The organism is bacterium, assembly GCA_030018315.1.
In the GTDB taxonomy this organism is placed as follows: domain Bacteria; phylum Hydrothermota; class UBA3073; order JACQXS01; family JAGMCI01; genus JASEGA01.
In genome coordinates this window covers 1-24,317 of sequence record JASEGA010000020.1, presented here as the reverse complement: position 1 = coordinate 24,317, position 24,317 = coordinate 1, and the positions used below count along the sequence as shown (strand labels likewise).

Genomic DNA, 24,317 nt, shown 5'->3' with positions numbered 1-24,317 from the left:
TGTATCTAAACGCCTCAGCAATATAAGTTGACAAATTAAGTGTATAGTGTAGAATTTTTACAGTATGAGTTTAAGCATCTATGTTTTTCTTACATTATTCACAGGGCTATTTGGTCAATACAGGATAGAGCTCACTGATTCAATATATAAGCATATAAAATTAACTAATGAGAATAAACTCAAGCTCCAAGTTGAGCTCAGTAATTTTAAATTCGAACTTAAAAAAGGAGAAGAATTGGTAGATGCTAAAATAAAATATAATTCAGCTTCGCTATCTCCTATATTTAAATACGAAAGAGAGGGTAGAGTTGGTAAATTCTATATTAAAGAAGAAAATGAAGAAAACAGACAAGCATTTGGCTCCATAAACAAATGTGTCGTAATGGTTACCCCAAAAGTTACATTAGATTTAGATTTGACACTTGGCTCATCTTCATTAAACCTCGATTTATCTGACCTTAGAGTGAATAGACTTTACTTATCCACAATAGGGAAGACAACCCTTTACTTTGGCTCACCAAACTCTGTAGAATGTGACGATTTACACATCTCAACTCGTATCTCAACTTTTACTGGCAAATATTTAGGGAATGCAAATTTTAAAACATTTTACTTCAATGGCAGGGTCGGTTTATACACACTTGATTTTAGGGGTAAATTTATGGATAAAAAAAGAGTAGAAATAACTATGGGAACGGGTAGTTTGAGGCTAATTTTGCCAAAAGATGCAGATATAAGGCTTAAGCTGACAGGAGTAAACCTTAAATTTATAAATGGGCTTATAAAGGACAAAAATGGATGGTGGACATCACCAAATATAGGGACTACAAAAAAAGAGCTTATAATTCATGTAGATGGCGGCTTTGGAGTATTAAGGGTTGATGTACAGTAACAAGGTGAATTTGAATTGGTATCATTTTTATTGACAAATCCACTTTTTTAAAGCAAAATAAATAAAATGAGATTTGGTGAAAAATTGAGTCGGATTGTTAAGAAGAATAACTCATTACTTTGTGTTGGTTTAGATACTGATATAGAGTTAATACCGAAATCGCTACTAAAAGAGCCTAATCCAATACTCGCTTTTAATCAAATGATGATCAACGCTACCTCTGACCTTGTCTGTGCTTACAAGCTTAACTCTGCATTCTATGAAGCTGCCGGCTCTTTGGGACTTGAAGTTTTAAAGCAGACAAAGAATTATATTCCAGCTGATATACCTGTAATTATTGATGCAAAGCGATGTGATATAGAGAATACAAGTAAAATGTATGCACGCTTATTTTTTGAGGATTTTGGATTTGATGGTATAACAGTCAATCCATATATGGGATTTGATGCTGTAAAACCTTTTATAGAATATAAAGATAAATATGTGTTTATACTCTGCCTTACATCAAATACTGGAGCTGACGATTTTCAAACCTATGGTACTGAACCTTTATATATACGGGTAGCAAGGTTTGTATGCAAATGGAATGAAAATGGGAACTGCGGTCTCGTAGTGGGAGCTACAAAACCTGAAGGATTAGTAAAGGTAAGAGAGATAACTCCTGAACTCTTGATATTAGTCCCAGGAATAGGGACGCAAGGAGGGAAGGTAGAATCTGTAGTTAAATATGGTGGCCAAAATATAATTATCAATTCTTCAAGAGCAATAATTTATGCTTCATCAGGTCAAGATTTTGCCCAAAAAGCACGAGAAGCCGCAGTTAAATTAAGAGATGAAATTAACAAATATAGAAGAAATATTTAAACAGATTGGAATGATAAGAGAAGGGCATTTTGAACTTACATCTGGATTACATTCAGGTACATATTTTGAGAAGTTTAGATTACTTGAGCACCCTGAACTTACTGCTCTTGTCTGTGAGCAAATCTGCACCGCTTTTAAGGATACAGCTTTTACTACTGTAGCAGGTCCGACAACTGGTGGTGTTATTATTGCATATGAAGTCGCAAAACAGCTTAAGAAGAGATGCATTTTTGCTGAAAAATCAGGTGAAGGTAGAGAGTTTTTAAGAGGCTTTCAAGTTACTCAAGGTGAACAAGTTTTAGTAGTTGACGATGTTCTGACAACTGGTGGCTCAATTATACAAACAATCTCAGCTATCCAAAGGAGAAACGGAGTAGTTGTAGGAGTTGGTGTAATTGTTGACCGAAGTGAACAGAAGCCAAATTTTGCCGTCCCCTTATTTGCAGTTTATAAATCACCTACAAAGAACTTCTTACCAGATAATTGTCCACTTTGTAAAAAGAACATAAAATTAACTAAACCTGGTGGAAAGTAAACAGGAGGTAACATGTCAGGTCATTCAAAATGGGCGCAAATAAAGCATAAAAAACAAAAGGAAGATGCAAGACGTGGTATACTATTTACAAAACTAATTAGGGAACTATCAACTGCTGCAAAACAAGGAGGAGGCGACCCGGATACCAACCCATGGCTCAGGAGAGCGGTAGAGACTGCAAAGGCAGCAAGGATGCCAAAAGAAAACATTGAACGTGCTATAAAACGGGGAACAGGGGAGTTGCCGGGTGTCTCATATGAACCTGTAACTTATGAAGGTTATGGACCTGGTGGTGTTGCTATATTTATTGAAGCAATTACAGATAATAAGAATCGTACTACATCTGAAATAAGGCACATATTCTCTAAATATGGAGGTAGCTTGGGGACATCTGGCTGTGTAGCATGGATGTTTATTGAAAAGGGAATTATTTATGTAGATAAAAATGAGACAGATGAGGAAAAGTTGCTCGATATCTGTATACAATATGGGGGAGAGGACGTTGTGCTTGATGGCGTTAGCTTTAGGATTACTACACCAGTTGCTAATTTTGAGTCAGTTAAAAAGGCGATTGAAAAAGAAGGTATAAAGTATACAAGTGCAGAAATCACAAAACTGCCTCAATCAACTGTAAAGCTTGAAGGAACACGTGCTTCTCAGACACTGAAACTTATAGACTCAATTGAAGAGCAAGATGATGTACAAAAAGTATACGCAAACTTTGATATCCCTGATGAAATATTAGAAAAAGAAGGAGGTATCACCTCAAGATGAGAATTATTGGAATAGATGCTGGGCTTAGATGTACCGGGTACGCGATTATAGAGGATGGAAAACTTATAAAATCAGGTACCTGCTCTACTGCCAATAACTTACCAATCCCAGAAAGGCTCAAAAAGTTGTACGAAGAGATGAAATTAGTGATGCAAAAGGAGTCTCCAGACATAGCTGTATATGAGACAGTTTTTTACAAACAAAACCCAAAAACTCTATGTACACTCGCTCAAGTATTGGGTGTACTTTTGCTCGCAGCAAAAGAGAGTGGAATCAAAGTGAAAGAATATACACCAGCTGAAATAAAGCAAGCAATCACTGGGAGTGGTAGGGCGTCAAAATACCAAATTCATGGAATGGTTGAAAGGTTGCTTGGCGAAAAGATTCCATCTAAACAAGATATCGGGGATGCGGTAGCATGTGCATTGTGTTATTCTTTGAGAAATGAAGAAAAATAAGAGAGCCAAACTCACTCCATGGCTATATTCAAGTAAGAGTGAACACATTCCAGGCTTCTGTTCTGTTTGTTCTGAACTTGTAGATGTCACAGTAAGAGAAAGTCTTGCAGAACTACTTGGAATATGCTCTAAATGTGGGAGTGCACTATTTTATTTAGATAAATTACATACGCCACCAGAAGCAGAAGGATTAGTAGATTTTGAAAATCTTATGAGCTGGAGTAGTGGTGATTGATTGGATTTGTGGAAAGATTTGCTTAAAGGAACCTACAAGACTTGTCATTGAAGCAGGAATGGTTGCATTTGATATAAATATACCACTATCTACTTATGAAGCACTGGAAAATGTAGGAGATAAGACAAAAGTTTTTGTTATCTTAAGTCTTAAAAACGAGAAGCTTGAACTTTTTGGCTTTAAAACTATTGAAGAACGCAATTTTTTCAACGACCTACTACTTGTCCAAGGAATTGGACCACAGAATGCCCTAAGAATTATGTCAAGTGTGGATTTTACCGAATTTAAATCAATGGTCCTTAAAGAAGATACTGAATTTATCTCCTCAATTAAAGGTATAGGTGAGAAAAGAGCGAACAAGCTTATATTTGAGTTGAGAGATAGATACAAAAAAGAAGAAATCCCAGAATCTTTTGAAAGTAGTGCTATCCATGCACTGACAGTTTTAGGAATACCGGCAAAGAAGGCAAGAGAGGCTATTAAAGGTATTAAAACAGATAACCTTGAAGAGTTGATAAAAGAAGCACTTAAAAAATTATAATAATGAAGTTTAGTATGGAAAGATTTACGGGATTGAGTTCCTAAATGCGAATGAGCAATTTCAGGGGTTGAAGAGTAGCGAATTTGTGTTTACTGACGAGTCTACAGGTAAAAGTGTGGAATTACCTATTGGTATAAGAAAAGAATAAATAGAGCTTCACAACTTGCCTGACGCCTGCCTACCGTCAGGCAGGGCAGTCAGGTAGTGAGATGTTGCTTTAGAGACGAGAAAAATAAGAAATACAATGAAGGATGAGTGTATATTGGCTTTGAGAAGAGACAAGAATAGGAGGAGAGGATGATTCCGTTTAAACCACCAAAATTCCAAGAAGAAGCATTCAATTGTCCATATTGTAACGCCTATTCAAACCAAGAGTGGGAAGATGTTCTGACGAGAAATGCGGGGTTCGAAGAAGACCTTAAACTCTCCTATTGTGCTCATTGTGGAAATTACTCAATAGGGTATAAAGGCAAAATGATTCTTCCTGACGATTCTCCTGTTCCATTGCCAAACGATGATTTACCAGAAGATATTAAGACAGATTATTCTGAAGCAAGGTCTATAGTAACTCGTTCTCCACGAGGGGCATCTGCACTTCTTCGTTTAGTTATCCAAAAACTTCTTAAATATTTAGGAGAAAAAGGAATTAATCTTAATGATGATATTGCTAATTTAGTTAAAAAAGGACTCCCGGTTAAAATACAAAAGGCCTTGGATATAGTGCGTGTAATTGGAAATAATGCAGTTCACCCTGGTCAAATTGATATCAAGGACGACCCCGAAACCGCTAATGAGTTATTTAACTTAGTTAATCTTATTGCAGATGTGATGATTACACAACCTAAACATATTGATGAGTTTTACACTCATCTTCCTGATACTCAAAAGGAAGCAATTAGAGAACGAGATAAAAGGGTGGACTAAATGCGGTGCTGATGCCTATCAGTGGAGGAGAAATTTAATACTGTAACTATACCTATATTTTTATTTGTCAAAATAAAGAATTTGAGGCATACAGTTTAGATAAGACTTTTAGAAAGTATAGAAAAAGAGAGCTAGCCGATCGTGCGAAGTTAAATGAATGAGGATATTAAACCGAGAGAAAAGTTATTAGCCAGTGATAATCCTAAAATGGTTGAGAGATTATGAGGATAAATGCTGAACTAAATTTTCTGAAAAACTTTCCAAAAGATGCTAATGGACTGTATATTGTATATGAACTTTACACTTTTGATAATCTTTTCCGATTGCTTTTGAAGAACAGTTTTGATTATGAAGAAGCTCTCTGTTTTATTCTTGGTAATTGCTCATTAAGTGCTCTTGTCTTTCAGGAAAGAATTCACAATATGGAATATAAAAAACTTTCAGATAAGGATACGTTACCAGCTGATTTAGCTGCTTGCAAAGCACAATTGATTTATGATTTGTTGAATCTATTATAGAAAGGTCAAAAATGGAATTGAGGTAGATTACAGAGAAATCTTACTATGAGACTTACTACACCTGAAAGAATAGAAGGAGAGGAAGAAGTTGAGCGCTCTCTTAGACCACAAACATTTGACTGCTTTGTTGGTCAATCCCAGACTAAAGAAAACCTTAAAGTTTCTATCCAGGCAGCAAAGTTGAGAGGTGAGCCACTCGACCATGTTCTCTTTTTTGGCCCACCAGGACTAGGGAAGACGACGCTTGCCTATATAATATCAAAAGAGCTGAGCGTAAATATAACTACTATCTCCGGCCCCATAGTTGAGCGGCCGGGTGATTTAGCTGGTATACTTACTAAACTTAAGCCAATGGATGTCCTTTTTATAGATGAAATACATAGGCTTGGAAAACCAGTTGAAGAATACCTTTATCCTGCAATGGAGGAGTTTAAAATTGAGATAATGTTAGACCAGGGGCCGGATGCGAGGTCATTAACAATTAATCTGACCCCATTTACACTTATAGGTGCAACAACAAGGTCTGGTCTATTATCATCGCCATTGAGGTCAAGGTTTGAGCTTATATTTAGGCTTGATTTCTATCCGCCAGAGGAGCTCAAACAGATAGTATCACATTCAGCAAAAATACTTGGTGCCTCAATTGATGAAGACAGTGCTTTTGAAATTGCACGCCGCTCAAGGGGGACACCAAGGGTTGCAAATAGGTTATTAAAGAGGGTTAGAGATTATGCACAAGTTAAAGGAAAAGGAGTGATAAATCTTGAGATAGCTAAGTTTGCACTATCCCAGTTTAATGTTGATGAGCGTGGGCTTGATGACATGGATAAACGGATATTGACTACTATAATAGATAAATATCAAGGTGGACCAGTGGGGTTGGGAACAATAGCTGCATCAATAGGGGAAGACCCGCAGACAATAGAGGAGATTTTTGAGCCCTATTTATTACAGGAAGGTTTTATAAAGCGTACCCCAAAAGGGAGAGAAGCTGCCCCTCTTGCCTACCAATACTTTGGTAAAAAACACCAAAAGTCACTTTTTAATCAGTAAAGTAGTTAGTAGTCCATCCTTATTTTACTTTACTTTCTAAAACCTATTTGGCGACCCCATCTCTTTAATCTACCAAATAAACTTAGTTGTCTTCTTATCTCCGGTAAACTCTTTAGAGTAGCTTCCCTACCCTTTTTTACACAGAAAGTAAACTTTGAAAAATCTGCCCAGTGTACATTATGGACTTCTGGGCTTATTATCACATCTGCATCCAATAGGTTTAGTAAATGCAGTCTGTATTTTACAATCTCGTCAACTCTTAAATTGATCTGAAATCCTGTCCGAAGTGAAGTAGGCTCAATAGGCTTATCTATTAATGACGAAGCTACTACAAAATCTGCACCCAGCTCCCTTGCTGCACGGGCTGGGACAGTTGATGTTATTCCACCATCCACTAATATTGAGCCAAAAGTCTCTACATAAGGGAAGACCCCAGGGATAGCAGTAGATGCAAGTAATGCGTCTATGATTGGGCCATCGCGTATAACCTTATCCTCTGCTGTTACTATATCAACTGCTACTGCTGCAAATGGAATCTTTGTGTCTGAGATTAGAGCTTTGCCAAAAAGTTTGTCTAAGATGAGGTATAAATTGTCTCTTTTGACCACATAGGGACTGATGAATCCTTTCACATATATGAAACGCTCTTTTACGAAATCGGTAACTGTGCAGAATGGCTTTGGAATACGAGAGTTGCCAAATAAATCAAGTCCGATACGCTTAAATTCGCGTGAGATTAGTATTTCTCTGGTAGTTTTTTCCAGTTGCCTTGCATCGGGATGCATAGCATAAAGTGCACCAATTACTGCACCAATTGAAGACCCACATATAAGGTGAATTGGGATTCGTGCTTCCTCAATTACTTGAAGCACACCAATATGGGCAAGACCGTGGGAAGCACCACCACCAAGAACGAGACCAAGTTTCATATGATTTGATATTTGATTTTATCCTATTATTGTGGGAACCTCGAGTATAACTATATTTCTTTTTCTTAATTCTTTCATGAATTTCTTATAGAGATTTCCTTTTACACATTCCTCGGGAGGCACTATGCCTTTATCTTTTATCTCCCCCGTTAATAAAAGTTTTGTAGCTATTGCCACTGGAAACCCAGTAACTCTCATCATAGAAGAAATACCATTCTCAGTGTCTGCTTCATCCCACATATAGTAATCGATTCTCATTTTTTTACCATCTTTTGTACCTGTCATCGTATTCCACATAACACATACATCAGTTTCATCTGTCAATGGCATAAGCTTAGGTGTTATGATAGACGATAAGAAATCACGAGGTACTATATTCATACCTTTGAACTCTACTGGTGTAAGGTCGAGCAATCCGCACTCCTTCAAAGTCTGTATTCCCTGCCAATGGCCAGGCCACCGGATAGTTTTTTCAGCAAACTCATTAAGATAGGGTCTTGTATAAAGAAAACTGGGCATACCGGGTGTAATAGCGCACTCTAACTCTTCATTCTTACCAAATTTTGTGAACCTAAAACTTTCACGATCACTCATCGCATCTACTTCCACAACCTTACCATTCTTTATAACTTTGACCTTGACCATATACTCTCTCAAAACATGCCAGAATGCCCATGTGATTATGTATTTTAGTGGATGTTTCTTAGCAGCTTCCTTTGATGGAATACCACCAACTCTTGCCACTGCTGTCTCAGCCTTATCTACTTTACTGATTCCTTCACCAAGCGTGATGTTACTTAAACCGGGTGCAAACCCCATTCCATCAACAAATGTTACACCATTATCTACTGCTTTGTTATGAAGCCATTCTCCATATTCATCAAGTGTCATCCCACTCGGGACTTGTAATTTTTCAATCTCATAAGTATCTGGTTTCCTATGATATTCTTCAAGCATGTCAACAATACTCAATCCAGTTTCAATTGCACTCTCAACAACTCTGTAACTTGTCCCCCTATCGGGTAGTGCAAGCGCACCAACATCATATTGCTTCATCAATTTTTCTATGGCCTCTCTGTCGGATACATCAAGAATATGAGGTATCACTTTGTCACTACCTATCCATTTTTTTATCTTTTCAAGAGCCTCTTTACGCCTACCAACAATTCCTATTGCATCAATATCCTTGTCTTTAGCCAAATCCCATGCAACTGCAGAACCAATCTTACCTGAACCCCCAAAAACTAATGCTTTCATCATCCCCCCTTTCTCAAAGTGGATTGGACTCTTTCTATTAATCTAATAATTTCATACAGACATGTCAATAAAAAAGTTTCTTCCAGACTTTTATATACCCCAGTCCCCATATCTTCGACGCCTTTTCAGACGGCTACTGGATCAAAAAATTTGCCACACCAATAATACTTGCGTCGGCTACCACATGAGACAATAAGGGGACTATAAGACCATTGAATTTGTAGGCGACACGTCGCCAGGCCCACGCCATAATGGATAATACCATAAACGATATTATTACCCATGGTAACTTGATGAATAAAATGAGGACAAGGACGTGATATCCTCCAAACCATGCATCAGACGATATGAAATATTTATTCTTGCTTGTGAGATAGCCCCGCCAGTACAGCTCTTCCAAAACGGGATGGAGCGTCGCAAAGTATATCATAAAGAGGAGCCACAGTCTTCCATATAGTCCAAAGGCAGTTAACGCAATCTTCAGGCTGATGTGCCCAAGGCTTATACGGGGCCATAGCCACAAGATGAATAGGCTACCTATAATGCATAATGCAGCAAGGACTACGGCGGCTACAGGGTTCCAACCCGAACATAAATCCTTCATTAATTCTTTTTTTCCATCAATGACCAAAAAGAGCACCGCGCCAAAATGATATAAGAGGATAGAGGACCACGCATTTTTCAGAATATAGAGGCCAACAAGTGTTGCAACATACGGTATCACTACAGCGATTATTTGGAGGTGCCCTTTCTCATCCATTTATTCTTATTCTGGAAATAATGACGGGTTCATTTTGTGCTTCTCTTCTAAATACCAAAATTTCATTTTCTATATTTGAATAATGCTTATTTTGGTGATAAAAAGTTCATGACGTATTTTCTATCCATTGACATTACCAAATTGGTATAGAGATTTAAAATAGCAAAGCCAGAAAAGGGCTTATAGAGCAAAAGTTACAAGTATAACATCCCCAGTAATAAAAGAAGTCCCACAAGGCTGGCTGAGTGACGCTTACTTCCTGAGTGCTTTATGTACTGGTTTTATTGCTGATAACACAGAAATTATAGCATACCAATACCAATCTAAACTAAGTAGTGGCTTCCAAAGTTTTGCTATCATTAAAATACAACTAACAACACTTAGTTTTATGAACTGCACATCAATCCAATTGCACCTTTTTATTTTTGAATCTGCCCATGTCCTAAAACTCATTTTTACACTTCCTTTCTATGTTTCTCTTCACTACTTCTTTATTATATATAATACTTCTATTAAAATAAAAAGTCAACTCTTTTTCAGAGGCTTCTCACTTTATCACAGAGTTTAGGGGAATATCCACATCCTTACAATCTCTGCATTACCTGGTCATAAATGTTTTTAAATTCATGCTTACCACAAAGAAGTATGGTTGTAGTAGGGGCTACCTTACTTGCCAATTTTGACATCTTACTTGTTTTGTCTCTTATCTCCCACTGTGCACTCTCGTCTTCTCTTATCCTTGAAATGTGATATAACTGTCTTATGTTTGTTGCAACAGTAACTCTCCTCCTATGTGCATTTGTTAAACAATATTCAGCTGCCTTTCCATATTCTTTCTTAAAATCATTATACAAATTAGTAGAGCTGTCACAAACATCCTTTAGTTCAAGTGTTAATCCAATTTCCTCAATATTTGGTGGAATTGTATATCCGAGTTCAGGGTCATAGTCTTGGCTTAACAATGTATTCATCCTATGCCTTTTAAGCTGTGCAAAACAGCTGGCACTTGTAATTACTTCATAAATTATAAAACCAGTCTCAAACGCACGTGGCACTTTGTCAAATTCGCTGATGTGTTTTAGGGAACTTTTAACAAAATCTTTAGCCTGTTCTTTATTAATCAGCATATCTGCTAAAGTATAGCAATCAACTATTGGTTTATTTGAATATGTATGTAATAAAGCAGCAAGAATTTGTCTATCTGGGTTATTATGGCTGACAAGAGTTACATTGGCCTCTGAAAGAAAATCATAATTACTTTTTGATATATTTGCAGAATCCTGTGGAGAAGAATTAAATTGAAAAGCTTCTTCAACAAGCTCCCTTAAGCTTTTATCTGTATACTTAAAATTATCATCTTTTAATTCTTGTCCCGGATTGTGCTGCTTAAATAGTTCTGGGTCAGTGAGCTGAATTATAGAAGGTGCTTTTTCTACTATTGCATCATACAATAACTTAGCAAACTCTCTTTCCTCTTTTAATCTACCGTATTTTAATTCTCTAATTGCCAGCTCCGCTGTCTGGCCTGTATAAGAACAGCCAAGCTGTGTTTGAGTTGCTAAGCACAAACTATATCTTGCATCTTCTTTTGCACTACCTTCCAATTTCTTCAAGAAGGCTTTTTTATCTTCGCCTTCTAATTTATCTAATTCATCAGAAAACTTTTTCTTTAAGAATTCAAAAAGTTTAGAATTAGCCTTGAAATAGAAATCATTTTGCAATTTTACAAGTTTATCAAATTTTGCTAAATCTTTTTGACTAAACTCTTTCGGTCCGATATAATCACCATCTAATGTAACATAGCGCTGAGATTTTTCAGTATAGCCGGCTAATCTTCTTTTTTCTATTGATTCTACAAGGAGTCTTGATACTCCTTTTATATTTAAATTAAAAATTACATGGTCAGCTACAGAGTGGTGTCCCATACCATAAATAATTGATTCATTTGATTTTCTTGCAGCGGAAACATCCTCTATGGACTCATCAACTAATTCATCAACATCTTTATCGCTTCTGCTTATTCTGGCATAAGCAGCAGATATTATCTCTGGTGTTGCTTTCTTCTTTTCCTCTTCAGGTAAATTTTCAAGAACCCTCACAGGAACATTAATACCGGCTAAAATAACTTCCATATGTAAATATTACAAAATAAAACTACTATATACTATAATCATTTTAGCAGAAGTCAATTATTTTTTAGTGCCCTCAGTCTTTATAAAATTAAATTAAGCACTCCGCCCACTATGAGGGCTGAAGCAATCATAATGCATGCTGATCTGAGCATATCCATGACTCCCAATTCTTTTGCGAGAGTTGTGAAGGTAGCAACACATGGGAAATACATGGCAAGCACAACAGAAGCTATTATGAGTTGCTTAAGAGTTAACCCAAGTGGAGCAAGCATTCCAACTGCTACATCTTTACGTAAGAACCCAATTAAGAGTGCCACTACTGCTTCAGCTGGAAGGCCAAAGATTCGTGTAATTACTGGGCTGGTGAATCTTGCTATGAAATCAATTATATGGAGTACATAAAGTATGTTTACAATGAATACACCAACAAGAACCCATGGGACTGCCTCTTTAATGAACCATTTTATTTTTATCCATACCTTTTTAAAAAGTCCTTTTAGGTAAGGAATTCTGTATGGCGGTATTTCTACAAATATCTCTGGTGACTCACCTCTCAAGAATTTATTAAGTAAAAGCCCAAGCAAAATCCATACAATAAATAAGGTACCAAAGATTGTTCCTAATCCCTTCACCCCATACCTACCTACAAGTCCCACAATCATAGCAATCTGTGCCATACAGGGAACAGCTATAGCCATTAAGGTGGCTGCAATGAATCTCTCCCTCCTTGTTTCCATAATTCGGGTTGATAGAGCAGCAGGCACATTACAGCCTAATCCAAGCATCATAGGAATTATTGCAAGACCGTGTATACCAAGCCTATGCATTAAGGTATCCGCTAAAACAGCTAATCTTGGTAGATAACCTAAGTCTTCCCAAAATGATAGTATTAAGTAGAATGCAAACACATAAGGTAAAACCATAGCAAAAGGAACAAATAGACCTGTAGTCAATAGACCCTGTGACTTAACAAAATCTATCTCTCCTTCAACTAATCTTCCAATAAGAATATCATGAATAAATCCGTGACTTCCCAATAGTCCTGACAGTTTCAGCATCAAAGGAGCCCATAATTTTTCAAAGATTGGTTCAAATATATATCCTATAAGACTCTCGCCAATAAGTCTTATAAGCTTAAAGGTAGCAAATAGAATTACGAGAGCTATTGGGACTCCAGTAAATGGTGTTATTGATGCATCACCAAGTTTTTCAAGAAATGTATGGTGACGGTGGGCTACCTTTTCTACTTTAGCTATTATATTTCCAATCTCATGCCACCTTTCTTCCTCTATGTAATCATAAGTAGAGATATTTGCCTCTTCAATTTTATCCACTAATCTTTTAATCCCTTCACCTGTCACAGCACAAGTAGGGATACATGGGATTCCAAGAATCTCCTCTAATCTATCCACATCAATTGTTATACCTGTATGCTTGGCTTCATCCCAGAAGTTGAGAGCAACAATTATAGGAACCTGTTGTTTGAGTAACTGTAGTGTGAGATTAAGACTCCTTTCTAAATTTGTAGCATCCACAACATTGATGACTAAATCTCCTTTTTCAAGCATCTCAACTGCCACCTCTTCTGCCTTTGTTGTTGCTTCAAGAGTGTAGGTTCCTGGGACATCAACGACTTCTACTTTATCTTCGCCAATTCTCATATTTCCTTTTGTAAACTCAACAGTAGTACCGGGGTAGTTAGAGACAATAACATCTACACCAGTTAAGCGGTTGAAGATAACACTTTTACCAACATTTGGGTTACCTATAAGTAAAATTTTTTTCAATTAATCCTCCTGTGGAATATTAAATTAATTTATTCCTACGATAATACCCGGAATAGATCGCTCCTATGGGATTATGAGCAAGCACTCTATCCTTAACTACTAATGTAGTAACAGGTGCGTCAGAGTGTTTAGAAAACAGAATATCGTGTCCTATACACAAGCCAAAAATAATATTTAAGTTTACTTTAGCTTGGTTCAGAATTTTTGCCTGTCCTAAAGGACTACACATTACCTCAGGTTTAGTTTCATCAATTTTCTCCAGATTAAATTTACTTTTTGGAATCCCACAAACTTTACAACAAACAGAAGAGACCTTGATCCCTTTCTGCTCCAGAATTTGCTGAAGTATTTTTGCTTCTTCTGATAATCCAATACAAAAAGCAATCCCCACATGGCTATATTTCATTTCTTTACAAAACATTATAAATTCTTCAATTCGCGTAAGTTTCATATAATATTTAGCCTCAATAGAAGACGCGACCTTCGCCATTTCTAAATCTTCCTCACTCATATTATATTGCTTAATTGTCTCATCCCGAATCTCTGTGCAATCTTTACCCTGATAGCATACTTTATCTTCACAATAAGCACAATTCATAACTTCTCCTTTTTTAGACATAGACTACCTCTTTAACTTTTGGTTTCCACCTTCTTGCGTATTTTGTCTACAATTTCATTAAATTTCAAAACTGTGCGAGAATCACTGGCTTTTTCAATAAATGGAATTCCACTATCTCCAGCCTCAACAATATTGGGGTCAAGAGGGATGCTCCCTAAAAAAGGAATACCAAGTTCTCTGGCGGCTTTTTCACCGCCTCCTGTTTTGAAAATATCTACACTTTTGCCACAATGTGGGCAAGTAAACCCGCTCATATTTTCTATAATGCCAAAAATGGGTATTCTAAGTTGGACCAGAAATTGGACACATTTCCTTGAGTCTGAAAGTGCAACCTCTTGTGGGGTTGTAACAATAATCGCTCCAGTCATATCAGGAATAAGCTGACAAATTGAGAGAGGCTCATCCCCTGTCCCGGGTGGCGAATCTACAACTAAATAATCCAGTTCACCTCAAGCCACTTCACCAAGAAATTGCTTCAATGCTCCCATTTTCAAAGGGCCTCTCCAGATAACTGGCATATCAACACTACTTATCAATGAAGCCATTGAAAACGCCCATAAATTCGGGCTTACCAGTATAGGGACCATTCCATGAGGAGATACCATCACTTTCTTACCCTCAAAGCCAAGCATCTTTGCTATTGATGGACCATGAATATCTGCATCCAGAATACCTACTTTTTTATCTCTACTTATAGAAACAGCAAGGCTCACTGCTACGAAACTCTTACCCACGCCTCCCTTATTAGAGAGTACCAAGATTTTATACTTTATCTTTGCCAAGCTCTCTTTAACCTTACGGTTTAATTCAGCCTGCTGCCTCTGTCTTTCTTCAAATGTAGTCTCTTTTTGCATATAATACTCCTTGTCTTAATGCTTACACTCTTTATGACCCGGCTGACCACGGTCACACAAACTCTTGCCACCAACAAGTCCGCCTTTCAAATAATTATCTATAACTTGGTCTATAGAGCCGGTCACTCCTATAATGGTCTCAATATTGTATTGAGCAAAGAGACCTTGAGCACGATGTCCCATCCCACCTGTAATAATACAATTCACTCCCATACTTGCCAGATAACCAGGTAGAAACCCTGGCTGATGTGCTGGGTTTTGTATCGTTTCCTTTTTCACCACCTTGCCCTCCTCTATTTCAACAATAGTATATTCTGGACACCTCCCAAAATGGGGAGCAACTTGTGTTCCCTCTGTAGAAACAGCTACTTTCATTATTCATCCTCCCTTTTTATTGTTGGTTGTAAGTTTATCTTAAAATTCAATGTCATTATGCAAATCTCAATTGATGATACAAAGAGATGTTCCGGTGTCCAACACCCATAATGACCACCAAATTCAGGTGGACAGGCAATCTCTATATCCTGCTTGTCTTCGGATGATAGTATACCCTTGTGCTTTTCAGTCCACTTTGTCCCAGTCTTATACCTATAAATCTTTGGTTTAAAAGTACCCATCACCTATCTTTCAATTCTGCCTGAATTTTCTCCCACAAAATTTTTATTTCTCCTGCTGATACAGAATTAGAGTATTCTACCACTGGAATTCCTTTTACAAGTGCCTTTACGACAGTTTCATCATAAGGTATTCTCCCTATTACTTTCATATTAGAGTTTTGGCAATAGTTTTCAATAGATAGCGTATTCCGCATATTCAAATCATACTTATTTATGCAAACTACTGATTTGATACCAAAATGGTTTGCTACTCCAATAATTCTCTTCATATCATGAATACCTGAAAGAGTCGGTTCGGTAACTACTAACGCAATGTCCGCGCCCCCAATAGATGCAATTACGGGACAACCAATGCCGGGCGGACCGTCTATTATGATGTAATCCATACCATCTTTTTCGGCAACAGTCTTTGCATTTTGTTTCACTATAGTTACCAATTTACCTGAATTCTCCTCTGCAATTCCCAATTTTGCATGAACTAACGGTCCATACTTAGTATCTGAAATATACCATTTCCCAGTTGTACTTTCCTTCATTTGGATTGCCTGTTCAGGACAAATATGTGCACAGACTCCACATCCTTCGCATGAAATTGCATCAATATAGAATTGAGAATCGGGAATTGAGAATTGAGGATACCCACCTCTTGCTTCTCGTTTCCCCATTCTAACCTCTCGTATTGCCCCATATCTACACACTTCCATACATTTCTTACACCCAGTGCACTTCTCCTTATCTATTACTGCCTTCTTACCACCTCTAAATTCATGCGTCTCTTTAATAACAGGATAGAGTAAAAGATGTAAATCTGCTGCATCTACATCACAATCTGCCATCACTTTATTTTTAGCTAATGAAGCAAAACTTCCTGCTATAACAGTTTTTCCAGTTCCCCCTTTACCGCTTATAACAACTATTTGCTTCATTTTATCTTCCCTTCAAGCCAGCCAGTTTTAATTTTCTCTTTTGGCCCGAAATCAGGCACATACGGTTTTACATCCAATAAAGGTGCGCCATCAATTATATCTACCCCTTTAACAAATAAAATATTCTCTTTTCGCCTTAATAATTTGACCACAGTCAGTCCTATCTGATTCGGTCTTCTCGGAGCTCTTGTTGCAAATATCCCTCTAAGTTTGGAATCTAAAAATGGCTTTACCTTTAACTGATAGCCTCTTGATTTGTGAAATTTATATATCAGAATTAAATGAGAAAAGCTGTCTATATTATCTAAACCTTGCTCATATTCTCTAAACAGTTCAATCTGACCAATTGCTTTTGACTTTAACGGTTGGATAGGTGTATCTTTTTTATGTTTAAATGGTGTATGAATTATCCCTATAGGTCTAACTTTCATACCTGCGATAACTTTTGAATCCTAAGATATAGGGCTTGGAATTTTGGGTTCCAATCTTTCTTCCAATTGATAAAGGGAATACCATTAGAGTACGCTATCGCAATTTCTCTGGAGAAGGGAATATGCATCAAGATAGGGATTCTTTCTCTCCTGCAGTATCTATCTACTTTTTTGTCTCCAATATCAGCACGATTTATTATTACACCAAAAGGAATAGCAAGTTTTCTCAGGACTTCAACTGCCAGAATTAAGTCATTTAGCCCAAAAGGTGTCGGCTCAGTTACCAAAATACAGAAATCGCTTCCTTTTACAGCTTCTATTACAGGACAGCTTGTCCCGGGTGGGACATCCATTATAGTGAGCTTATTTGAATCTATATGGGATTTAAGTTCCCTTATTACAGGTGTAGCCCTCGCTTCTCCAATGTTGAGGTTTCCGTGAGTGAAGTTTATAGTGCCGCTGTTCCCTTCTTCAATAACTCCTATTTCTCTTTTCGTCTCAGTAATAGCACCTTCCGGACAAAGAAGACTGCATCCACCACACCCATTGCAAAGTTCAGGAAATATGAGAACTTTATCCTTTAGAACAGCAATCGCATTATACTGACATATTTCTGAACACTTACCACAATGATTACACTTTTGCTCATCAACTTCAGGTGTAGGAATAGATACAGGATAAGTTCTTTTAAATTCAGGCTTCAAAAATATATGAGCATTAGGTTCCTCAACATCGCAATCTAAGAACTGAACATTGTCTTCTAATGAAAGAACCAGATTGGTGGCAACTGTTGTCTTCCCTGTCCCACCTTTACCACTTGCCACCGAGATTATCATTCTTTTAAAGATGAGGTTTTAGTTTTTCTTCAAGATAAGGTTTAGGTATTGCTCCTACAACTGTATCTACAACCTTACCGCCTTTAAAAATAGCTAATGTAGGGATGCTCATAATCCCATATTTGCTTGCTGTCCTTGGTCCCTCATCCACATTCAACTTACACACCTTAAGCCTTCCTTCATATTCTTTAGCTATCTCTTCAACTACTGGTGCAACCATAAAACAAGGCATACACCAGGATGCCCAGAAATCAACTAATACTGGGAGATTAGACTTAAGAACCTCATCCTCAAAATTTGTATCATTTAATTTAACTTCCATTTTTTACCTCCAATTTACTGCCTACACCAAGTTTTACAAAATTTTGTCCATACTCTTGCTGGAATAATTCTACGGTCCTTTCACCACTGCAATGCGATGGGGCTACTTTTTTAACACTTAATTCTTTAAAATTGTATATTATTCCCTTTAGTTCTCTATCAGACCAGCCAGCAAGATGAAAACCTCCCATGGCTAAGTATATCTCTTGCTTAAATGTTTCTATTACTTTCTTGAGAATATCAACAATCCCAGGATGTGCACATCCTGTAATTACTACTAATCCTTTTTTACTCTCTAAAACTAAGCTTTGCTCCTTTATCCATGTTCCTATTGCACCAGTTGACCATACTCCTTTGCAAAGTTTAGATTTTTTTGAAAACTCAGTTGGCTGAATAACTCTCCACTTTGGATTCCTATTTACTACAGCATTAAGTCCACCTGTATGGTCCCAATGGTCATGTGAAATAAACACTACATCCACATTTTCTGGTGCTATTCCAAGTCTATCCATATTTGATAGCAGAATATCGCCCGAAGCTCCTGTATCAAAGAGAATAGTTTTCTCCATTCCCTCAATTAAACACGAAAACCCCCATTCTGTTTGTAGTGGTGTGTCGCAATATATCCCCACATTATAAAGATAGTTATCAAAAACAACTATAATATTCATCTCCGTCCGCAGTTCCTCTCTAACGTGAAGGATTATTTAATCTCTTCTGCAAACACCGTCATCCGAACAGGGTGGAGTATCACATCGTTCTGCCCTCCCACAACAGGTAGCCCCTTTAGGAGACTCACTTACACCAACAATTCCGGGAGTTGAAATTAATCGGCTAAGATGACGGCTACCACAATCTGGGCATACCGGAGCTTCTTTTTGCTTCCACGATTGCTGAAAAAACTCGGTTACTTTACCACAATCTTCACACTTATATTCGTATATAGGCACTAATTCCTCCTCTATTATGGAGTGCAACGACTAAGTCGTTGCACTCCAAACTCTTATTTGGGAGGTAGCTGACAAGTTGGACAGCTTGGAATATCACTGGATGAGCTGGATAAACTTCCTACCCTTACTCCACATGGAGAAAGTAATCTCTCTAAATTTTTACTCCCGCACTTTTGGCATTTCAGTTCTTCATCCCCCTTTCCTACTCCTACTAATAAATCAAACTCTTTTCCACACTTCTTGCATTTATAAGAATATACTGGCATCTTCACTCCTTTCTACTCTCTTTTTTCTCATCTGCTTTCCAAACCTCCAAAATATGAATCTCTATTCCACTCGGAAATCCCCTACTTAACCGCTGCTTTGCATTACTCACCACATCTTTCTTACTTTCTGCAAATACAGGTATAACTCCTTCTATTTTAAAAGATACATCATATCTCTCAATTATATCTTTACTCTCACATTTCCTTTTCCGTCCTCCGCAGTGCTACGGAGGAGGATTTTGACAAATTCTCTTGAATCAATTTCACAAACTCTTTGGGTGGTCTCACTGCCTTACCCTGGAGATTAACAAATGGATGAATGGTATAACCCATTGCAAGGAGCCATTTTTCTGATTCATCAAAAACCTCGTAGTCCATTCTTATGCGTGCTTTAGGAGGGTCTCTAATGGAAGTCTTTATCACAATTACTGCATCATATTTTATCCCTTTCTTATATTCACAATGAGCCTCTACCACAGGAAGTCTTACACCACTTTTTTCCATTTTACGATATGGCACTCCCAATTCTCTTAACAACTCTGTCCTACCACGCTCAAAATATTCAAAGTATCTTGCATAATATACTATACCCATCTGGTCTGTATCAGCATAAGAAACACGAATCTTAGTTTTGTTAATAATCGTAAAACCCTCTAAACCTTCTTCATTTATTTCTCTAAAATTATTGCCTCAACTGGACAGGAATCAACTGCTTCCTGGACACAATCTATACCAGCAGGTTCAGGATTCTTCACATGCACTTTATTGTCATCTCCAACTTCAAAAACCTCATCACATATCGCAGCACAAACCCCGCAGCCTGTGCAACTTTCTTCGTCTATCTTTACTTTCATAGATGCCCTCTTACATTATCCTCTTGTCATCTTAGCCCCACACTTAGGACAACTCATCTCGTTGCAAGGACTTCCTGCTTGATGTGAAACTTTCGTTCTACAGGATGGGCATACACAATAACCACCGGGACCAAAACCTCCAACTATACTTTTGCCTCCTCCTCGTCTCATTCCACGAGGAGTTCCAATTCCCATACCACCCTGTGGGTTTCCAGCCCTACGCCCAAGCCCTCTACCAGTCCCAGGACCCTGTCCTCTTGGTCCAGTTCCATTACCTCTCGGCATAATATCCTCCTCTTTTATCTTCCAATTGATAGTTATTCACTCTTTTGCTCCCTCAGTCAGGTATCACACACTCTTACTTTTTGCTCTGCTCCTGCTTCTTTAGTTCACTCATACGAGCCTCAATTGCTTCCATCTCGCTCTTTAAGGCATTAGCCTGTTCCTTCAACACCTGTAGTTCCTCCTGAGCTGTCGGCTGTGGATAATATGGATATGCATACGGTAAGCCGAAGCCATAAAACCCTCTCCACCACCAGCCTCTCCCACCTCCAAATGTACGACCTCTTCCACCACCCCATGGGAGTCCACCTCTTCCAACTCCAAATCCCGGAAATCCAAACCAGCCACGACCAGGAATGGGGTTAAGATATCCTGGCACAGGATAACCGGCACAAAGGCCTGCAGCCCTACCTGTCATCGGTCCTAATCCCCAAGGACCTGTTCCATCTCCTCTTGGCATTTTAATCACCTCCTTTCTTCTCAAGCTCATTTATTCTTTTATTAATTTCATCAATCTGCTGGCGTATAAAATCTGCCTGCTGCTTTAACATCTGTAATTCCTGCTCTTTAGTGGGTTGTGGCATAGTGGGTCCCATTCCGGGAGTTTGTGGCACCGGTCCATACCCTACACTACCACCCATTCCTCTGCCCATTCCACGACCCATTCCCATACCTCTGCCCATTCCCATTCCAACCCCAAAGTGTGTAGGGACATTGGGCTGAACAGTAGGTTGAAGCTCACCCTTTTTGTATCTCTTAATTGCGTCTTGAACTGTCCCTGTGACACCGACAATTACTTGGACTTTCGCTACCTGAAGTGTCTGAAATGCATTTGGACCACAGCTACCTGTGAGAAGGGCCTCAACACCTTTGTTTGCAACAAGTTGTGCAGATTGGATGCCTGCTCCGCCCATAGCAGATACATTTGGATTCTCTACTGCTTCAAATTTCATAGTATCTGTATCTACAAAGAGAAAGTAAGCACATCTACCAAATCTTGGGTCAACATCAGAATTTAAATCTGCGCCTGTGCTTGTAACTGCTATCTTCATTTCTTGCCTCCTTCCAGTTCAGAAATCCTTTTTCTAATTCCATCAAGCTCATCTTCCAGTATTTCAGCCTGTGATTTCAGCATATCCACTTCCTGCTCAGGAGTGAGAGCAACAGCTCCCCACGGGTCGTAAGGAGTAGGAAACCCCGGCATCGGAAATCCCGGAACTCCTGTATATGGAATCCGTCCAGTCTGCCATAAATAATTCATCTGTGGTGTAGGCCAAGTCCCATACATCAAATATTGAGCCGCTGGCCCTAAGCCATACGGACTCCTGCCTACCCAGCCGGGAGAAAAGCCAAACCTCATCCAGCCGGGGAGTCCAGTCGCATAATACATCCATCTATGCCTGTAACCCATAATACACCTCCTTTCATTTCAATACCACAATTGGCTTTTAAGTATTTCCGCTTACCTCTACAATTATCCGTCTTGCCATACCAAACCCAATAGCAACTCGGGTATTACTCACCTGGATAATAACAGGTCCTCTCATAAGTTGTGCACTTAGTTTCTTAATTTCCTTTCCTTCTCTGATTCCTAAAGTCTCCAACTTACGAATCATACCATATCCACCTTGTATTTCTATTACCTTACCTTTTTCGCTTATTCTCATCTCAACCAGTGAAATCTTGTTACCCATTGAGTTTACGCAGTATCCTGTGGAAAAGTTTAATTTGTGATTGCATTTTCACCTGCATTCCTTGCAATATCCTCTAATTCCGAGTCTATGTTCTACAGGTTTAAAACCGTATTTTTTACATACTTCATCTTGCAACTTTTCTATACGGTTGTCCTTAAATTCAATAGCCTTACCACATTTCAAACAAACCATATGGTCATGATGTTTATGCCCAAATGTATGTTCGTAATAGCCCCTATCTTGAGCTCTCAGTACTTCTTTAATTAAGCCACTCCCAACCAGTAAAGGTAAAGTCCTGTAGATAGTAGCACGTGAGATATGTTCAGCCCTCTGTGACAGTCTAGTAAAAATAGTTTCAACATCAAAGTGATCATGTAGTGAAAATACCTCATCCAAAATTGCTCGTCTCTCAGGTGTAAACTTTAACTCTTTTTGTTTTAAATACTTTCTAAATATGTCTTCTTCTGTCTTCATCCTTAATTGCAATTGAGACACATTCTCAATTATAATAATAAAAAATTTTTTTGTCAAGTTTTTTAAAAAAATGAGTAAGCAAAACTCAGTATTTATGCTATTTAAGGAATAGAGCCAGAAGAAGTAAACTTTTAAAATCCTCTTTTTATCTCAGGTCGTGTTGTAAGTTGATAGTTGTTTTATCCTGTTAACCATATTTGGGTGAGTACTGAGTAGCTCTAATAGACGGTCAGTAAATCCTAACCTTACTTTCTTTCTGCTTAAAACTTTTAACTCAGATGCATCAATTCTGCCACTGCGGTCAATGTCCAAATCCTTAAGCTCTCTAAACTCTTCTCCTGCTCTTGATGGGTCGTTGACAAAGAAAGCCTTTAAACCTTCAACTTCACGTAATTCCTCTTTAGGTATACGTGCACTTCCATACACTAATCTATACAATGCAGAGGCAAGCCAATCCGGTCTGTTTCCTAACTCAACTGAGCCACGGTCAGCAAAATACTCCCTTATCCGAGAAGCATAAAGGACGAGTAAATTAGTGATAAAGTAAAAGATGAATGAAAGCATCCCAACTATTGCTAAAGCTGCGCCACCTTCTCTTCTTGACCTTCTGCCAAATAATAATGAACCCCACGCAATTCTGTATAGGACTATAGGAATAACTGAAAGTAAGGTAATAGTCAACACATCACGATTCTTCAGATGTGATATCTCATGCCCAAGAACTGCACGCAGTTCATCTTGATTTAGTAGCTGTATTATACCTTGAGTAACACACAACCTACTATCACCAGCCCATCTTCCAAATGCAAATGCATTAGGGATAGGAATTTGGGCTATACCAACCTTAGGTTTTGGTATATTAGCATGGGCGGCAAGTTCTGACACCATTCTATGCAATTCTGGGGCTTCACTTTCTGTAATATACCTGACTCGCATTGACCACTCAACAATCTTTGGACCAACTATATATTGGATGAACATAAGGATAAGAGAGACAATGAGATAAAATGCAAAATTTGTCACCCCAGCAGTGTAGGCAAGCAATGAAACGATAGCAAAAAGAATACCAAATAAGATAATGACTAAAAGGCTCATTTTAATTCTTAACAATGCCATTTTTACCCCCTTAGTAACAATATACCAAAATTTTATCATTTGTCAAGTTTTCTATTAATCAAAGTGATTACGAATAATAGGGAAATAAAAAGAGGCAGCGTCCTTTGCTACCCCTTATAGGATATGAGAGTTACTCTATTTCACCAATATTAGTTTGCTGGTGAGTACTCTACTGTTGTACTCCAATTTGCAGAAATATACACCATTTGATATCCCTTTCGTATTCCAAGCAGTAGTGTAACAGCCAGCCTCTTTAGTTTCGTCAGCCAGTGTTTTTACCAATCGGCCTGAAATGTCATAAATTCTGAGCGATACTTTACCATTCGCTGGCAACTGATAACTAATACTTGTAAACTTAGTAAATGGATTTGGATAGCTCTGTAATAATACCTCATTTATTTTGCCCATAGAAGCTTCT

General features: G+C 38.0%; 36 protein-coding genes and 1 pseudogene. 10 read left to right on the top strand and 27 right to left on the bottom strand.

Translation table 11 applies throughout. From position 1 onward, the window contains the following. Positions 1 to 64: 64 nt before the first annotated feature. The 10 genes from QMD71_07265 to ruvB all read left to right on the top strand — a co-directional run bounded on the left by QMD71_07265 (position 65) and on the right by ruvB (position 6,794). Positions 65 to 892 (top strand): toast rack family protein, encoded by an 828-nt coding sequence (locus tag QMD71_07265; protein ID MDI6840628.1) that lies wholly within the window; start codon positions 65 to 67, stop codon positions 890 to 892. 66 nt (positions 893 to 958) lie between these two features. Beyond that, complete coding sequence (gene pyrF / locus QMD71_07260) at positions 959 to 1,756, top strand: orotidine-5'-phosphate decarboxylase (protein MDI6840627.1); 798 nt, start codon at positions 959 to 961, stop codon at positions 1,754 to 1,756. Continuing rightward, positions 1,725 to 2,291 (top strand): orotate phosphoribosyltransferase, encoded by a 567-nt coding sequence (pyrE, locus tag QMD71_07255; GenBank protein ID MDI6840626.1) that lies wholly within the window; start codon positions 1,725 to 1,727, stop codon positions 2,289 to 2,291. Before pyrF ends, pyrE begins: the two co-directional genes overlap by 32 nt. A 12-nt stretch (positions 2,292 to 2,303) precedes the next feature. Next, positions 2,304 to 3,065, top strand: coding sequence for a YebC/PmpR family DNA-binding transcriptional regulator (locus QMD71_07250; protein ID MDI6840625.1), 762 nt, complete (start codon positions 2,304 to 2,306; stop codon positions 3,063 to 3,065). Further along, positions 3,062 to 3,523 (top strand): crossover junction endodeoxyribonuclease RuvC, encoded by a 462-nt coding sequence (locus QMD71_07245; protein MDI6840624.1) that lies wholly within the window; start codon positions 3,062 to 3,064, stop codon positions 3,521 to 3,523. Before QMD71_07250 ends, QMD71_07245 begins: the two co-directional genes overlap by 4 nt. Beyond that, on the top strand, positions 3,510 to 3,758 hold the full coding sequence (locus QMD71_07240) for a hypothetical protein (GenBank protein ID MDI6840623.1): 249 nt from the start codon (positions 3,510 to 3,512) through the stop codon (positions 3,756 to 3,758). The genes QMD71_07245 and QMD71_07240 overlap by 14 nt, the downstream gene beginning before the upstream one ends. Beyond that, positions 3,751 to 4,299 carry a Holliday junction branch migration protein RuvA gene (gene ruvA / locus QMD71_07235; protein ID MDI6840622.1) on the top strand — a complete coding sequence of 183 codons (549 nt, stop codon included), beginning with the start codon at positions 3,751 to 3,753 and terminating at the stop codon, positions 4,297 to 4,299. The genes QMD71_07240 and ruvA overlap by 8 nt, the downstream gene beginning before the upstream one ends. A 297-nt stretch (positions 4,300 to 4,596) precedes the next feature. Then, a complete protein-coding gene (locus QMD71_07230) occupies positions 4,597 to 5,223 on the top strand; it encodes a DUF4145 domain-containing protein (protein MDI6840621.1) in 627 nt (208 codons plus the stop codon). A gap of 221 nt (positions 5,224 to 5,444) precedes the next feature. Further along, a complete protein-coding gene (locus tag QMD71_07225) occupies positions 5,445 to 5,741 on the top strand; it encodes a hypothetical protein (GenBank protein MDI6840620.1) in 297 nt (98 codons plus the stop codon). Positions 5,742 to 5,786: 45 nt separating this feature from the next. Beyond that, positions 5,787 to 6,794, top strand: coding sequence for a Holliday junction branch migration DNA helicase RuvB (gene ruvB, locus QMD71_07220; GenBank protein MDI6840619.1), 1,008 nt, complete (start codon positions 5,787 to 5,789; stop codon positions 6,792 to 6,794). A 29-nt stretch (positions 6,795 to 6,823) separates the two neighbouring features. On the opposite strand, the gene QMD71_07215 is transcribed toward ruvB, so the two are convergent. The 27 genes and pseudogenes from QMD71_07215 to QMD71_07085 form a co-directional block, all read right to left on the bottom strand. Beyond that, positions 6,824 to 7,723 (bottom strand): patatin-like phospholipase family protein, encoded by a 900-nt coding sequence (locus QMD71_07215; GenBank protein ID MDI6840618.1) that lies wholly within the window; start codon positions 7,721 to 7,723, stop codon positions 6,824 to 6,826. Positions 7,724 to 7,741: 18 nt separating this feature from the next. Next, a complete protein-coding gene (locus QMD71_07210) occupies positions 7,742 to 8,983 on the bottom strand; it encodes a saccharopine dehydrogenase C-terminal domain-containing protein (GenBank protein ID MDI6840617.1) in 1,242 nt (413 codons plus the stop codon). Positions 8,984 to 9,113: 130 nt separating this feature from the next. Beyond that, positions 9,114 to 9,740: a hypothetical protein gene (locus QMD71_07205; protein ID MDI6840616.1), complete on the bottom strand. Its 627-nt coding sequence runs from the start codon at positions 9,738 to 9,740 to the stop codon at positions 9,114 to 9,116. A 252-nt stretch (positions 9,741 to 9,992) separates the two neighbouring features. Further along, positions 9,993 to 10,193: a hypothetical protein gene (locus QMD71_07200; protein MDI6840615.1), complete on the bottom strand. Its 201-nt coding sequence runs from the start codon at positions 10,191 to 10,193 to the stop codon at positions 9,993 to 9,995. Between the two features lie 131 nt (positions 10,194 to 10,324). Beyond that, complete coding sequence (locus QMD71_07195) at positions 10,325 to 11,872, bottom strand: FAD-dependent thymidylate synthase (GenBank protein MDI6840614.1); 1,548 nt, start codon at positions 11,870 to 11,872, stop codon at positions 10,325 to 10,327. Positions 11,873 to 11,952: 80 nt separating this feature from the next. Beyond that, positions 11,953 to 13,659, bottom strand: coding sequence for a ferrous iron transporter B (locus tag QMD71_07190; protein MDI6840613.1), 1,707 nt, complete (start codon positions 13,657 to 13,659; stop codon positions 11,953 to 11,955). 19 nt (positions 13,660 to 13,678) lie between these two features. Continuing rightward, complete coding sequence (locus QMD71_07185; protein ID MDI6840612.1) at positions 13,679 to 14,257, bottom strand: DUF1847 domain-containing protein; 579 nt, start codon at positions 14,255 to 14,257, stop codon at positions 13,679 to 13,681. A 32-nt stretch (positions 14,258 to 14,289) separates the two neighbouring features. After that, positions 14,290 to 15,132: pseudogene (locus QMD71_07180) on the bottom strand (Mrp/NBP35 family ATP-binding protein). Positions 15,133 to 15,147: 15 nt separating this feature from the next. After that, positions 15,148 to 15,507, bottom strand: coding sequence for a NifB/NifX family molybdenum-iron cluster-binding protein (locus tag QMD71_07175; GenBank protein MDI6840611.1), 360 nt, complete (start codon positions 15,505 to 15,507; stop codon positions 15,148 to 15,150). Then, complete coding sequence (locus tag QMD71_07170) at positions 15,507 to 15,749, bottom strand: hypothetical protein (GenBank protein MDI6840610.1); 243 nt, start codon at positions 15,747 to 15,749, stop codon at positions 15,507 to 15,509. Before QMD71_07170 ends, QMD71_07175 begins: the two co-directional genes overlap by 1 nt. Continuing rightward, positions 15,749 to 16,675, bottom strand: a complete 927-nt coding sequence (locus tag QMD71_07165) for an ATP-binding protein (GenBank protein MDI6840609.1) — start codon at positions 16,673 to 16,675, stop codon at positions 15,749 to 15,751. The genes QMD71_07170 and QMD71_07165 overlap by 1 nt, the downstream gene beginning before the upstream one ends. Beyond that, positions 16,672 to 17,106: a tRNA (N6-threonylcarbamoyladenosine(37)-N6)-methyltransferase TrmO gene (gene tsaA / locus QMD71_07160; protein MDI6840608.1), complete on the bottom strand. Its 435-nt coding sequence runs from the start codon at positions 17,104 to 17,106 to the stop codon at positions 16,672 to 16,674. The genes QMD71_07165 and tsaA overlap by 4 nt, the downstream gene beginning before the upstream one ends. Then, positions 17,103 to 17,942, bottom strand: a complete 840-nt coding sequence (locus QMD71_07155) for an ATP-binding protein (protein MDI6840607.1) — start codon at positions 17,940 to 17,942, stop codon at positions 17,103 to 17,105. Before QMD71_07155 ends, tsaA begins: the two co-directional genes overlap by 4 nt. 4 nt (positions 17,943 to 17,946) lie before the next feature. Continuing rightward, positions 17,947 to 18,264, bottom strand: coding sequence for a thioredoxin (gene trxA, locus QMD71_07150; protein MDI6840606.1), 318 nt, complete (start codon positions 18,262 to 18,264; stop codon positions 17,947 to 17,949). Continuing rightward, positions 18,254 to 18,934: an MBL fold metallo-hydrolase gene (locus QMD71_07145; protein ID MDI6840605.1), complete on the bottom strand. Its 681-nt coding sequence runs from the start codon at positions 18,932 to 18,934 to the stop codon at positions 18,254 to 18,256. Before QMD71_07145 ends, trxA begins: the two co-directional genes overlap by 11 nt. Positions 18,935 to 18,970: 36 nt before the next feature. After that, entirely contained in the window at positions 18,971 to 19,213 is a 243-nt protein-coding gene (locus QMD71_07140) for a zinc ribbon domain-containing protein (GenBank protein ID MDI6840604.1), read from the bottom strand. 53 nt (positions 19,214 to 19,266) lie between these two features. Further along, on the bottom strand, positions 19,267 to 19,479 hold the full coding sequence (locus QMD71_07135) for a zinc ribbon domain-containing protein (GenBank protein MDI6840603.1): 213 nt from the start codon (positions 19,477 to 19,479) through the stop codon (positions 19,267 to 19,269). A 195-nt stretch (positions 19,480 to 19,674) separates the two neighbouring features. Further along, positions 19,675 to 20,103, bottom strand: coding sequence for a thioesterase family protein (locus QMD71_07130; GenBank protein ID MDI6840602.1), 429 nt, complete (start codon positions 20,101 to 20,103; stop codon positions 19,675 to 19,677). A gap of 44 nt (positions 20,104 to 20,147) precedes the next feature. Next, a complete protein-coding gene (locus QMD71_07125) occupies positions 20,148 to 20,333 on the bottom strand; it encodes a ferredoxin (protein ID MDI6840601.1) in 186 nt (61 codons plus the stop codon). Positions 20,334 to 20,348: 15 nt separating this feature from the next. Continuing rightward, positions 20,349 to 20,618, bottom strand: a complete 270-nt coding sequence (locus QMD71_07120; GenBank protein MDI6840600.1) for a DUF5320 family protein — start codon at positions 20,616 to 20,618, stop codon at positions 20,349 to 20,351. A 73-nt stretch (positions 20,619 to 20,691) separates the two neighbouring features. Beyond that, on the bottom strand, positions 20,692 to 21,075 hold the full coding sequence (locus QMD71_07115) for a DUF5320 domain-containing protein (protein ID MDI6840599.1): 384 nt from the start codon (positions 21,073 to 21,075) through the stop codon (positions 20,692 to 20,694). 1 nt (position 21,076) lies between these two features. Beyond that, on the bottom strand, positions 21,077 to 21,667 hold the full coding sequence (locus QMD71_07110) for a NifB/NifX family molybdenum-iron cluster-binding protein (GenBank protein MDI6840598.1): 591 nt from the start codon (positions 21,665 to 21,667) through the stop codon (positions 21,077 to 21,079). After that, entirely contained in the window at positions 21,664 to 22,026 is a 363-nt protein-coding gene (locus tag QMD71_07105; GenBank protein ID MDI6840597.1) for a DUF5320 domain-containing protein, read from the bottom strand. Before QMD71_07105 ends, QMD71_07110 begins: the two co-directional genes overlap by 4 nt. Before the next feature lie 37 nt (positions 22,027 to 22,063). Then, positions 22,064 to 22,309, bottom strand: a complete 246-nt coding sequence (locus QMD71_07100) for a FeoA family protein (GenBank protein MDI6840596.1) — start codon at positions 22,307 to 22,309, stop codon at positions 22,064 to 22,066. A 48-nt stretch (positions 22,310 to 22,357) separates the two neighbouring features. After that, positions 22,358 to 22,783: a Fur family transcriptional regulator gene (locus QMD71_07095; protein MDI6840595.1), complete on the bottom strand. Its 426-nt coding sequence runs from the start codon at positions 22,781 to 22,783 to the stop codon at positions 22,358 to 22,360. Between the two features lie 150 nt (positions 22,784 to 22,933). Further along, on the bottom strand, positions 22,934 to 23,899 hold the full coding sequence (locus QMD71_07090; GenBank protein ID MDI6840594.1) for a zinc metalloprotease HtpX: 966 nt from the start codon (positions 23,897 to 23,899) through the stop codon (positions 22,934 to 22,936). 135 nt (positions 23,900 to 24,034) lie between these two features. Continuing rightward, the coding region (locus QMD71_07085) for a T9SS type A sorting domain-containing protein (GenBank protein MDI6840593.1) at positions 24,035 to 24,317 on the bottom strand (283 nt) is incomplete at its 5' end.